This window comes from Vibrio sp. 1562 (genome assembly GCF_033340155.1).
GTDB classification, from domain to species: domain Bacteria; phylum Pseudomonadota; class Gammaproteobacteria; order Enterobacterales; family Vibrionaceae; genus Vibrio; species Vibrio alginolyticus.
The window spans coordinates 240446-253633 of the sequence record NZ_JAWOVY010000002.1 but is presented as its reverse complement, the minus strand read 5'-3'; the positions used below and the strand labels follow the sequence as shown (position 1 = coordinate 253633).

Sequence of the window (13188 nt, the reverse complement as noted above, 5' to 3'; positions counted from 1 at the left end):
AAAACCTCAAGCTAAGTTGAGGTCAAGAAGAGATTTGAGATAGATAAAGTACGAATTGGTATCTAAAGAGCTTTCTTATAGGGTAAGTCGACGGCATAACTACAGTGAATGCAACGACGATGAATATCGTGTATAAAAGCGTTAAAGGAAGATCTTAAAGATGTAGAAAACTCTCTTGGAAACAATGATAAAGGTACCGATACTAGTGATGAGTAATAGGCGGAAAAATAGATTAAAATATGTAAACTCAGACCTGATCCAAGGCGGGAAAAGTACATTTCATCGTTTCTTAAGGCGAGGGATTATTATCATTATGGTAGGAGGCCTTTCTACAGCCTCTTCCACGGTATTTGCACACTTTATAGCGGGTGTGTTTGATGTGGATATGAATGTTCATCCAGAGAGCTTAGAAGAAAAAGTGCATGCACTACTTTTTGTTTCGGTCAGTCTTGTTTTTTACCTCTTTTATGCCCTTATCTCGCTAAATATTAGTGGGTGGCTCATAATGAAGCTAAAAATATAAGCTTAACTAAAACCATGTCCTTGTATTTTAAGGAAGATGGAACTAGTGACGATTTTTTCTTTGCTTGCACCATCTCTATTTTTTGTATTTATTTAAGGTTCGTAAATAAGAAGCTTCCTTTGGTTGAAGTGGCGCTTTTGGTTTCGGCGATGTGTCATGCTTTTATCATGAAAGAATACAGTGGTGACCTTCAGCTTATACGTTTTGTCTCTTCACTGTTTTTCGCCATTAACTTTGGGTTATTTGTGACCACCAAGTGATACTAAAAAGCCGATGTAGATACATCGGCTTTTTAGTGGGTTATTTCTTTCTGCGAGTATAAATCCGAGATTTGGCTTTACTTGGCTCTGGCTTGTTTTTTGCCAGCTTTAGCACTGCTTTTTGCAAAATCTGGTTGTTTGGGTAAGTGATTAAGTTACCGTTGTCGTGCTTAATTAACACGTGAAACATGCTGATTTCTTGAATCTCACCGCAGATGTCTTCATCTTTGTCTACGACTTTAATTCGGTCACCCACTCGGTACGGGAAGACAAAAAAGATCAAAAAGCTGGCAGTGATGTTGCTCAGAATTGACCACTGCGCAATAAACGCCACACCTAATACGGCAAAAATGGACGATAGGAACAAAGACACATCGCCATAGCCAATACCTGTGATAATGGCAAAAATAGAGGCGGTCAAAAATAGCAGCGCGACATTGAAACAGCGCTGAATAAAACTCAAACGAGCCTTTTTTACACCTTTCGTTGTTGCCAAATTTAGGATGGCTCTATTTACAATCCTCTTCAGGATGCGATACGCGATCAGGACAAAAATGCCCATCAATAGTTTGTAACCGAGGGAGCCCGTAGTGAAATACTGGCTCACTTGCTCTAATTGGATCCAATCATTCATTTCTTCATCTCGACGATATCTAGAAAGCGGCTTTTATAGCTGATTTTTTGCTGTAAGTAATCACAATTTTTCTTTACACCATTTGTCTCTGTGTTGAGGTTCCACAGAGTACTATATAAGTTAATCAAAGACTTAGTGAGTATTACGAACTCTTTGGCTTCATTACTTATATTCAATCAAAGCTGACGTGATTTTGAAGAGAGCAATCTTTGAGCTGTATCCCATATCCGACATTCTATGACGCTAGTTCCGTATAAACGAGCTGAATATGACTTTTGTCCTGATAACCTAAGATGTATTAATTGAAATAGCTTTTAGGGCGTTGAAAAATGGAAGAAGATGAAAAGGCGATTATGATTTTATTCGTGATTGTTGGCCTTGTACTCGTTTGGGTCGCGCTTGAAGAACTTAATTATCTCGGACTCCCAATAAAATAAGCCCCGTTAAACACAAGTTAAACGGGGCCTTTGTCTTTTATCAATGTGAATTCAGGCTAGCTAACCGCACGCACTTTGCCTTGTTTCAAATCGTTCAGCACTTGCGCTTTAGGGCCATCTGCGATGATGCTGCCTTTCTCCATCACAATTACGCGATCAACGATGTCGAGCATAGACGTTTTATGCGTAATCAGAATCAGCGTTTCACTAGGTTTCAACTGTGCTAATTGATGCTTAATGTGCATCTCTGAGCGGTTATCCATTGCACTGGTTGGTTCATCCATGAGTAGAACAGGAGGACGACCCAAAAATGCACGAGCGATCGTGACTGCTTGACGTTGACCACCCGAAAGCATTGCACCACCTTCACCAACTTGGCGTTCTAAGCCCGCAGGGTCAGATTGCGTAAACGCAGTAACACCGGCACGATTCGCTGCGTCTAGTACGTCACGGTCATCGGTTAATGGGCGACCTAGCGTAATGTTGTCGCGGATAGAACCAAAGAACAGATTCGAATCTTGCGGCACACAACCAATATTACGGCGAATGTCGACATGATGCAGCTGTGCGATGTCGGTATCATCAATGCGAACATGACCTTCCGTCGGCTGATACAAGCCCATGATGAGACGTTCTAACGTGGTTTTACCCGAACCGATACGGCCTATGATCGCTACTTTTTCGCCTGGGTTAATGGTCAAGCTCAAATCTCGAATCGACGCCACCGGTGAATCTGGGTAGTGGAAGGTCACGCGTTCAAGTTCAATTTTGCCTTGTACTATTGGGCGGTGAATGTAACGTTTACCTTCTTCTTGTTCATCCGGCATTTCCATGACTTGATTGATAATTGTCATAGAAGACTTCGCTTGGTTGTAGCGCGTAGAGAGTAAGGATAACTGAACCAAAGGACCAATCGCGCGGCCGCTAAGCATGGTTGCGGCAATCAAACCACCCATGGTTAAGTCGCCTTCTGCAATTAAGTAAACGCCTAGGATGATCATCCCTACGTTACTACTTTGCTGGACAAAACCTGCCGCGTTTTGAATGCTATCCGTAATTCGGCGGCTTTTTATATTCCAGTTCGCCATGTGCGCAACTGCCTCTTCCCAGCGGTATTGGAATTGGCTTTGCGCACTGAGCATTTTTACGGTTTCTAACCCAGCCAAGCTCTCTATCAAATTGGCATATTTTTGCGATGCTAGGCGTGAACCCTCCTCAATGGAGCGGCGCAGCGGCCCTTGTATCAGTAGCGAGTGAATAATCAAAATGACCACGCCCACCATCGGTACATACACAAGATCGCCAGCCATTAGCCATATAATCACTAAGAACAAAATGGCAAAAGGCAAATCAATGAGAGCACTGACGGTCGCTGAAGTAAAAAACTCTCGAATAGATTCGAATTCTTGTAAATGGCGAGCGAAGGCACCGACCGAAGGCGGCTTTGATTCCATTCTAATCCCCATCACTTTGCTGAACAGTTTGGATGAAATCAGAATGTCAGACTTCTTGCCCGCCACATCAATGAAGTAATTTCTCAGCGACTTGAGAATGAAGTCGAACAGGAACACGACAAAGATGCCGCTTGCTAGTACCCATAGGGTTTCAAACGCAAGATTCGGAACCACTTTGTCGTACACCAAGCGAGTGAATAGCGGAGCGGCAACCGCAAAGAGGTTGATGAGAAGTGATGCGATTAAAACATCACGGTAGATGCGTTTTGACTGCCACAAGGTGGACCAGAACCAGTGGCCTTCGTTGGTTTTGAGCACTTCGGGAGAGCGCTCATCGAAACGGAATTGCTTTTTAACTAAAAAGTACCGACCAGTGTATTGCTCAAGTAGGTCTTCTAATGGAATAGAGATCGGCACCATTCCACTTTCTAGGGTGGTGACTTCGGCCTCGCGTTTCTCCATATTGATGCTGTTGAGAACGCAAGAGTCACCGCCTTTAAGAACTAAGATTGCCGGCAGAATTAGGCTGGAGATGCTCTCCAGCTCTGCGCGGTTTTCCTTGGCAACCAATCCGGCCCTTTCCGCTGCTCTTGGTAGCAAAAATGGGGTCAGTTTACCGTCAGATAGCGGTAGTCCGTTGACTAGCGCTTCTGGCGAGTTAGCTAACCCATAGTAACGGCTAACGTAGATGAGCGAATTCAGTAAAGGGTCTTTCATCGTTGATAAACCTTTTTATTCCTTGTCGACGATGAATCCTTGGAATACCTCAACAAAATGTTCAGTGAGGAAATCCAACTGGATTTGAGTTTCGATACGCGATGCGATAGTCGTAATACCAAGGTTGTGGGCAGTACGAGAGATCGACGTTAGCGTGAATTTCTGTTTTTCGTCGTGCAAGTTGTGTGTGAATAGGTAATCGAGCTTCACATAGTTCGGGCGGAACTCTTGGATGTATTCCAAAGATTGGAAGTTACGTCCGTAGTTATCTACGCCGAACTCAGCACCTGATTGGCGAATGGCATTACATAACAGTGCTGTGTGGTGAGGCTGATCGATAAAGCATTCCTCTGGAATTTCAAAATGTAGCTTAGAGGCCACTTTGGCGTGTTTCTCTAGCATGCTCGTTGTCCAGCGAATAAACGATGGTTGAGACAAGCTGCTTTGCGCGATGTTAATCGCGACTGGGTCATTAAGTTCACCATTTTCTAGCATCTTAATCATTGATTCAATGACATACTGGTCAAAGATGTTGGTGGCGTCTAACTGTTCTAGTGCGAATAGGTATTGATTCGCACGATACGTTTCACCATCTTTTTCGATGCTTGAAAATACTTCGTTGTGGAATACTTTACCCCATGTGTTTTTCGCAGCTTGGAAACGGAATTTAACCCAATCACTATGAATGGCTTCTTCAACCAACGCTTTCCATTGCTGTTTACCCATCAAACTAGAAGGTGTATCACTGCCAATGAAGCCGTATGGCTTGTCTGGTTGCGCTTTGGCTTTCGATAGTGCGTTGTCCACCATCGAGAGGATTTCAGAGCGCGTTTTCTGATCTTTGCTGTGTGCAACCCCTAGTGACGCTTTAGGTTTTGCTAAGCCTGTTGGGTCAGTATTTAGGCCGTTCACACAATTGACGATGCTGTCCGATAAAATGCGTAACTCGCTCTCATCCATATGAGGGAAAAGCAAGCCGAACTCATCACTAGACAAGCGAGCAATAGTGGCACCCGGTACATCAATGGTGTTTTTCAAACGTTGAGACAGTTCTTTAACGTGGGCATCTGCGCGTTGGTAATCTTTGGTCTCGTAAATGTCCCCAATGTATTCAGCATGGAGTAGCGCGATACCCCCTTGCGTTTGCTCTGCAAGCCATTGGTCAATTTGGTTGATGTAGAATGAGCGGTTACCCAATTTAGATATAGGATCGAGGTAAGCTTGAGCACGCAGACGTTGCGCCTCTTTGGCTTGCTCTTTGAATGATAGCTCGATTTGAGCAGACATCATGTTAATGCCATCTACCACCGCGATAAGATCCTTGGTTCTTGGACGAGCAAGCGGTTCACCAAATTGGTTATTCGCGATTTCATGCATTTTATTCACGATGGCCGTTAATGGTTTTAGCGAGCGACGTAGGATGTATGAAATTGCCACTAAACCAGCTAGAAAAATGACACTGAATACAGACAGCAAGCCAATAAAACCTTGCCAGAGCTGCTCGTAAGCTGCGCCTGGGTGGCTAATGATTTCTACTTCGGCGAGCTGCATCCAACCACTGGTCACAACACGCTTATCGTGAATCGCTTTAAATAGATTCATGTCGATAAACCATTGTGGCACCGTACTTGGTTTAACTGGGTAAGTACGCACGATCTGGTAGTCAGAATCTAATGCTGTAAGACGAACAACGGAGTAGGTGCTGCCGTCAAACAGAGCATTAATCACGGACTCAACCGCGACTTTATCTTTGTCCTTTAGGTAAGGAGCCAATGCCAAACCTACGGTGTTAATAGTGTTGTTGACCTCTGAACGTTGCTGTTGCTCCAAGCTGTCTCGAGTCGTGTTGAATTGGATTACGAATACTGATGCCAACAAGAGTATAAAGACCGTAACCATCCCCACCACAAGCTTCTTATATAGGGTCATGTTTCTCACTCGTCATAGTTAATTTTAGGTTTATTTAACTGCAACTTACGTTCGCGCGAGCGTAAGTCATTCCAAAGGCTCAACCGTGATGCTTTCCCTGCCAGCTCTCCAGTGCTAGCAGATGACTTCATCAACCACAGGTTTGTACCATTAAAACTGTATATCGGTAGCAAGTCGCTACGCTTAGAGGCTCGGACAATGTCAGGATTGATATTATCGAGAATGAGCGGCTCAGAACTTGGGGTAGGGTAGTAAGCTAATACCATGTGAAACTGATTCAGTTCGATGGCTTTTACGTATATTAACCGCATCTTTGAATCTGGTATTCCTAGCTCGAGTAAAGAGAAGTACTTAGCAATAGTGAAATCTTCACAGTCTCCTGCGTTACTCCCTAAAAATTCGAGTGGCGTAGCCCAATAATCTGTCTTTCCCCACAGTTTTATGTCGTCAACGAAATACAGCTGATTAAAAAAGTCGTTAACGCCAGCGAGCTGTTCATGAGTCTCTAATTGTTTAAATAAGTCGAGGTTCTTTCGCCATGTATTTACGCGCAATCCCGCACGTTCGCCGTACACCGCTGTGACCGTATTGACCCATCGTTGTTCTTTACTGTTCAGCGCACCAAGTTGGAACGACAAACAACTTAAGCTGATTAATAATGTAACTTTACGCTGCAAATTGGATCGCATATTCGACTCGTATCACAAGTATACTCTTCTAGAGAGTTCGTCAGTGAGAAATAAGTGCTTTTTATTTAATCGCTTATCGCTCAATACTCCCTATCGCGAGTATCTTAATGTGGTTTACTCCTTCAAGGCGTTCGTTTTGGCACTTAAAATCGGTTTAAGTAGATATTCCAAAACGGTTCGCTTCCCTGTGATGATATCGACCGATGCTGTCATTCCTGGAATGATTGGTAAATCTGCATCTTGACCAAAGTTTGTTTTTTCGGTGCGTACACGAACAATGTAGAAGCTGTTGCCTTCTTCATCTTGAGTGGTATCCGCGCTGATATGTTCCAACTCTCCCTCTAAACCGCCGTACTTTGTGAAGTCGTAAGCTGTAAACTTCACGATAGCATGAAGATCTGGGCGTAAAAATGCGATGTCTTTTGGCGCAATTTTCGCCTCTACCAATAGTGTGTCTTCTGTTGGTACGATCTCGACGATATCCATACCAGGTTGGATAACACCACCGACAGTATTGATGTTCAGTGTTTTGATTTTGCCTGTTACTGGCGAATTCACAACCGTTCGGTTTACTCTATCTTCCAAGCCCACCGCTGATTCAACCAAAGCAGATAACTGGTCTTGGGCGCTGTTGAGTTTCTCTTGCTGTTCAGAGCGGAATTTGAGTGCAACATCAATACGGTTGAGCATGGATTCTCGAATCGCTGATTGCAATACGGGAATTTTGAGCTCACTGGACGTCATTTCACGACGGGTATCGTTGACTTGGCGCTGTAATTTGAGCAGTTCAATACGAGGAACAACGCCCTCGTCTGCCAAAGGTTTGGTGATATCGAGTTCTTTTTTCGCGTATTGGTAGCTTTGACGCAAGTTCCTTACTCGTGCTTGGATCTCTACCAAGTCCTGCTGCTTTTGCTGCACTTGTTGGTCAATAACAGAAAGTTGGTTGCGTAAATTATCTAGATCTTCGCGATATTCTGCTTTTTGACGCTGTGTGAGTTGAGGTCGAGTCTCTTCCAAGGTTGGTGGGAAGGTCAGTTTACCGTAATCAAGTAGTACACTTTGACGCCAGTTTTCCGTTTCAAAATCACGATTAACGGCAACACTGTTAATAGAAGCGGATAGTTGCAGCACAGATGCGGTAAGGTTGGCAACTTGTTGCTCACGTTCACGAAAATCTGAGCGAAAGCGGGTGTCATCGATAAGCAGTAACTGTTGGCCTTTTTCAACCAACTGACCTTCTTTGACTAAGATTTCTTTGACTAAGCCACCTTCTAAGTTTTGGACTACTTGTATCTGTGAGGAGGGAATCACTTTGCCTTGACCAACCGTGACTTTGTCGATTTCAGCCCAAGATGCCCAACCTATTGCTGCAATGAAAAATAGCACCATAACCCAGAGCATAAAACGCGCGCTGTTGGGGGTATTGAGGAGCAATGCTGCAGTTTTGTCATCAACAAAATCCAACTCTTCATCGTTGAGTTTGTTGTAGTTATCTCGGCTCATCACAGTCCCTGCTTATATAATTACGGATTATCTTTTTGATCTTATTATTATTAACCGATCATGTCAGCATGCTCGGCTAATAAAATATGAGAAGAGGGTTATTCTCTCTTCAAATGAGCTTTCTTACACTTTCTAAATCAAACAAAAGCATAATTAGCGCCGGAGTATAGCTATTACGCCTTGAACTTGGCTTTATCCAACTGATGTTTTTTTAGTTTGTCGTACAAGGTTTTGCGTGATACCTGTAATTCTAGTTGAACCTCTTTGAGTCTGCCGCGATGTCTTTGCAATGCATCGAATAACAAGCAATATTCAAAGTATTCTGTGCGCTGAGTCATACTCTGAATTTCAAGACTTTTCTCACTATTCCAATCTTCCATTCTAAAAGTATCTGGCTTGAGGGCACGAAGTTCAGCAAATTGGCGTAGCTGCTTAACGTTTTCTGGCCATTCGAGACTGGTGAGGTGTTTGACTTCTTCTAGGCTGATATGTGGTGGCTGTAACTGATATCGGCTCGCGGTGTGGCGCACAAAGTGCTTGTATAAAGGCCCTATATCTTCCTTTCTTTCATCGAGCGTTGGTAAGTGAATTAGAGTCGCCAGGGATTTTAGAGGCGGCTCGGCTTGGGTGGTCGCGCCAAAAACACGTTCAAGTTTTGGGTGCTTGAACAAGTATTCCCATTGCTCAAATGATACATGCTCTGCGCTATGTAAGTACAAACTGCAGTGGCGTTTTCCTTCACTTAAGCGGTGTATGGCTTTGTCGAGCGCTTCTAATGAAAGCTCATAGAGGTCTTCACCAGAAGCGGCGATTAGCTCACTATCCGGTGTTGCATGTATGTCGTGGGCAAATTGTGCGGCGAGACGGCGACCTGTACCATCTTGACCTACAAAAATGAGCGGCTGGCTTGTAGGCGCACTGATCAAGGCGCGACGAATGCTCACCATGGCCTTACTGTGACCAATCATTTTCGGACCAACATGAGTTTGCATGTCGAGCTCTTTCTTAAGCCAGATGTTTTCTTGCAACAAGTTCAGTTTATCGCTGGCATTGTTGAGCGATTTCATGAGCTGTTCCGTTGAAAACGGTTTTTCTAGAAAGTCGTACGCGCCGCTTTTCATCGCATCTACCGCGGTTTTCACATCTCCATGTCCAGTAAGTACGATGAATTGAAAGTGATCGTTTTTGCTTCGCAAAGTTCGCATAAACTCCAAGCCATCCATCACGGGCATATGGATATCGGTAATGATAATCGCAGGCGTATTTGAGTCGATTACGCGTAAGGCTTCTACTGCGTTTGGTAAGCAGGTGACGTCTATCCCTTCAATCAGCAGGGCTTGAGACACGGCATCACGAATGTGTGGTTCGTCATCAACAAAGAAAACTGGGTTATTCATGGTCGTTTTCCACTTCTGGGGTACGTTTATTCTGATTGACTATTGGTAGCGTCACGATAAAGGTCATCCCTCCTGCTTGTTGTTCTGTGTTCTGATGTTTATAGGCACAGAGGGAGCCGTGATAGCTCTCTATAATCCGCTTGGAGATGGTCAAACCTAATCCAAGACCCTCCGGCTTAGTCGTAAAAAATGGGTCGAACACTTTTGCTAGGGCTTCGTCTGACATCCCTGGTCCGTTATCGGAAACAAGAATGTCGCAACTGTCATCATGACACTGAACAGCAATGGATATTTGCGGATCGATACAGTGGTTTTCCATCGCTTGTGCGGCGTTGTGGAAGAGGTTTATCAGCACTTGTTCTAATTCAACGCTGTGAATGGCCAGCTTCACATCATAGTCGATGGCCGGAACTTTTAGTGTTACTCCTTGCTTAATAAGCTTGTTGCTCAAAATGCTGGTGGCAGTATGTACCGCGTCGTGCAGTACTGAGATTTCATTGTGTGAATCGTGCGTGGCTTTCCGAGTAAAGACTTTTAAGCGGGCAATGACTTCCGAAATGGTGTCATTGAGTGTCAGCATTTTGCCCAAATTGTCGGCGACCATTGGGTATTTTTCCATTGCCAACAAACGCTGCGAGTTTTCGGTATAGGTTCTTAGTGCGGAAAGTGGCTGATTTATCTCATGGTTAATACTGGCTGATAGCTCGCCCAACAGTGCCAATTTCGCGGCTTGTGTCAGTTCTTGTTGTGTTTGTTTAAGCTCTTGTTGGCTTTGCTCATATTGGCGGATGGTCTGTTGTAGTTTTTGGTTGGCTTCACTCAGAACTAGTGTCCGTTGCACTACTTTTTCTTCTAGGCTCACATTGAGATGGGCAAGGCGTGCTTTGTTAACTAGGGTTTGGAACCACGCTAACGCAATTAGAGCAATGAGCGCATATAAGATCAGGAAGACGATATCGGCCTGTAAAACGGCGGCAAGAACGCTGTTGTGGTTAATTAAGGCAACGACGCGAAACCCTTTATCCAATAAGTGTGTTGCGTATGCGAGGTAATTCGGTGATAGAAGCAATTGATTGTCATCAAACTCTGTGACACCACTGTGTGCCGTTAACTCACCAAAATATTCGGGTAAGGTATCGCCATATTGACGCGTTTCGGTAAGTTCATTTATTGCACTCGATGACAGTGGGAAAAGTGCACGATAGCGCCAGTCTGGTAAATTGCTCATAAACACGACATTGTGTTTATCTGTAATGAGTACGTCAGTCGTGGTTTGCGAAAGGCGCTGTTCTAATTGCTCCAAATTCACTTTTACTGTGATCACGCCAACGACTTCCTCATTTACCCACAGCGGAGATGAGAAGAAGTACCCACGTTTATTCGAGCGTACGCCTAATCCAACGTATTGAGCGGGCTCACCGCGTCGCGCATTTTTAAAATAGGGGCGATAGCTAAAGCTAGAGCCAACAAACGTATCTTCTTGCTGAAAGTTACTTGAGGCTATGACTAACCCGGTACGGTCATGAACGTAAATCGTATCGGCCAAACTTTGCTTCAACCAATCTGATAACAGTAGGTTGAGCTCTTGAGAGGGCGTTCCGCGCTCGACTGCTTTGAGTAGTCTTGGGTCGTGACTTAATAGGTTTGGTATCTGTTCAAACTTTGCCAGTTCGTAGTCCACTTCTTGTGATACTTGCGCGGCTTGTCTCTCTAGCTTTTGTTGCCATTGATCATGTTGGTATTGAGTTGCGTAATGATGAGTAAGCGCAAGCCCTGAAATGCCAACGGCACACAGTAGCAGTAAAAAATGACGTAGGGCTTTGGGGTTGAGTAAGTTCACGATCGGCTCACTGGTTTTTTGTGTCATGGTATCAAATGACGCACTGTGATGCTGTGAGCGGCAACGATAACAAGCACAATGATGTCCTTGTATTTCCTCAGTATCGGGAGCACAATCGACAAAAACGAGTGAAGGAGTAAAGATGGAACTTGCTGATATTCGTCGTGAGTACACCAAAGGTGGGCTGCGTCGTAAAGATTTGAAAGCTGATCCTATTGATCAATTTAATCTGTGGCTAGAGCAAGCAGTTGAAGCGGGTTTAACGGACCCGACTGCGATGACAGTTGCAACGGTTGATGAAAATGGCATGCCGTTTCAACGCATTGTTCTATTGAAAAACGTCGACAAAGATGGTTTTGTGTTTTACACCAACCTAGGCAGTCGCAAGGCCCAGCAGCTAGAGCATAACAGCAATATTAGTTTGCACTTCCCTTGGCATCCGTTAGAGCGCCAAGTTCATATTACTGGTGTGGCTGAAAAGCTTACCGCCGTAGAGAATATGAAATACTTTACTTCTCGTCCTAAAGAGAGCCAGTTGGCCGCAATCGCGAGCAAACAAAGTAGCCGTATTTCTGCCAGAGGTGTGTTGGAAGGTAAGTTTTTAGAGCTAAAACAAAAGTTTGCTAAGGGTGAAATACCAGTACCAACCTTTTGGGGTGGCTTTCGCGTAAAACCAAAGAGCATCGAATTTTGGCAAGGTGGCGAACATCGCCTTCACGATCGTTTTCTTTTCTCCCAGCATGATGGAAGTTGGGACATTGATCGTTTAGCGCCATAGGCTTATGGTCCCTCATGAATAAACAAACACCGCCGAATTGGGGCGGTGTTTTTGTAGGTAGAAGCGATGCGAATTATCGCTCTCCATTCAACACAACCGATAATTGATGCTTAAGCAGCGTTTTGGGTACAACAGAGCCGTAGCCTGCTTCCATTGCTTTATCTATTAGTTCGTTCTTGCTGTTCGCTGCAAACTTATTACGTAAGCGTGCGACGTGACCTTCAACGGTTTTTGTTGATATGCCCATGACCTGAGAGATAAATTGAGGCTTTTTGCCATAGAGCAAGAGGAAAAGCGTTTCTTGCTCGCGGCATGTGAGCTTCTCTGGTTTTGGTTGTAAGTCAGAAAAACGAAAGATGGATTGTTGATTTGGGTTGGTACTGATTGCACGACAAACCCAATACCCGACTTCAATCACGGCGGTGTCGGTGAGTTCCCTTCCGTAGAAAATGGTGCCTACGATGTCGCCTTTGTCATCTCGCCACGGTGTTTTAGTAAATATATGTGCTCGCCAGCGGCCATCTGGATAAGGGTGGATATCCAGAATTTTTAGTGACTCGCCAGTTTCGAGAACGTGTTTATCTTGGCGTTGAAATTCTTGCGCGCATTCAGTGGTTGGGCTGGCCATATCAAAATCAGTTTTACCCAAGCACTCCTCGGGCGACGTGTGCCCTAACAGTTCTGCGTATTCCTGGTTTACGTATAGGAATACCGAATCTTTATCTTTGCATCCCCAACAACCTGGTAGCTGTTTAAGGAGGGATTGTTCTATGGTATCGACTGAAATATTCACAAAAGGACTCACTACATACTGCTTTTACCAATACAGAGACGTCCGTGTTACATGGCTCGTATTGATGTTGCCAAGTAGGCAGTTACGTTGCTAGAACACGTTCGTTGATTGGCGCTCAATCCAATTAAATTCGTGGTGTTCGATGTTTTCGTCAGGTAGTCATAGACAACGACGAAATGGAACGAAGAGTTTAATTGGGAAAATGGTCTGTTTCATTACAGATATGTGCGC

General features: G+C 44.4%; 10 protein-coding genes. 2 read left to right on the top strand and 8 right to left on the bottom strand.

The window, feature by feature from the left end:
- The first annotated feature begins 184 nt into the window (after positions 1-184).
- Positions 185-523, top strand: coding sequence for a hypothetical protein (locus R7Z49_RS02875; protein WP_025500824.1), 339 nt, complete (start codon positions 185-187; stop codon positions 521-523).
- 300 nt (positions 524-823) lie between these two features.
- Here R7Z49_RS02875 and R7Z49_RS02870 read toward each other — a convergent pair whose 3' ends face one another.
- From R7Z49_RS02870 to R7Z49_RS02840, 7 genes are all read right to left on the bottom strand, one after another.
- On the bottom strand, positions 824-1417 hold the full coding sequence (locus R7Z49_RS02870; protein WP_017820061.1) for a mechanosensitive ion channel family protein: 594 nt from the start codon (positions 1415-1417) through the stop codon (positions 824-826).
- 493 nt (positions 1418-1910) lie between these two features.
- The gene (locus tag R7Z49_RS02865; RefSeq protein ID WP_005374556.1) at positions 1911-4025 is read right to left on the bottom strand and encodes a type I secretion system permease/ATPase; all 2115 of its coding nucleotides are present in this window, start codon (positions 4023-4025) and stop codon (positions 1911-1913) included.
- Positions 4026-4040: 15 nt separating this feature from the next.
- Positions 4041-5954 carry an EAL domain-containing protein gene (locus tag R7Z49_RS02860; RefSeq protein WP_005374560.1) on the bottom strand — a complete coding sequence of 638 codons (1914 nt, stop codon included), beginning with the start codon at positions 5952-5954 and terminating at the stop codon, positions 4041-4043.
- A gap of 5 nt (positions 5955-5959) precedes the next feature.
- Positions 5960-6643 carry a transglutaminase-like cysteine peptidase gene (locus tag R7Z49_RS02855; RefSeq protein WP_005374561.1) on the bottom strand — a complete coding sequence of 228 codons (684 nt, stop codon included), beginning with the start codon at positions 6641-6643 and terminating at the stop codon, positions 5960-5962.
- Between the two features lie 114 nt (positions 6644-6757).
- Positions 6758-8149 carry an HlyD family type I secretion periplasmic adaptor subunit gene (locus R7Z49_RS02850; protein ID WP_005374562.1) on the bottom strand — a complete coding sequence of 464 codons (1392 nt, stop codon included), beginning with the start codon at positions 8147-8149 and terminating at the stop codon, positions 6758-6760.
- A gap of 173 nt (positions 8150-8322) precedes the next feature.
- Positions 8323-9546, bottom strand: a complete 1224-nt coding sequence (locus R7Z49_RS02845; RefSeq protein ID WP_005383565.1) for a sigma-54-dependent transcriptional regulator — start codon at positions 9544-9546, stop codon at positions 8323-8325.
- A complete protein-coding gene (locus tag R7Z49_RS02840) occupies positions 9539-11413 on the bottom strand; it encodes an ATP-binding protein (RefSeq protein WP_017634535.1) in 1875 nt (624 codons plus the stop codon). Before R7Z49_RS02840 ends, R7Z49_RS02845 begins: the two co-directional genes overlap by 8 nt.
- Before the next feature lie 115 nt (positions 11414-11528).
- On the opposite strand from R7Z49_RS02840, the gene pdxH reads away from it, so the two are divergent.
- Entirely contained in the window at positions 11529-12164 is a 636-nt protein-coding gene (pdxH, locus tag R7Z49_RS02835; protein ID WP_005374570.1) for a pyridoxamine 5'-phosphate oxidase, read from the top strand.
- Positions 12165-12237: 73 nt separating this feature from the next.
- Here pdxH and R7Z49_RS02830 read toward each other — a convergent pair whose 3' ends face one another.
- Complete coding sequence (locus tag R7Z49_RS02830; protein WP_017820063.1) at positions 12238-12957, bottom strand: PAS domain-containing protein; 720 nt, start codon at positions 12955-12957, stop codon at positions 12238-12240.
- Positions 12958-13188 lie beyond the last annotated feature (231 nt).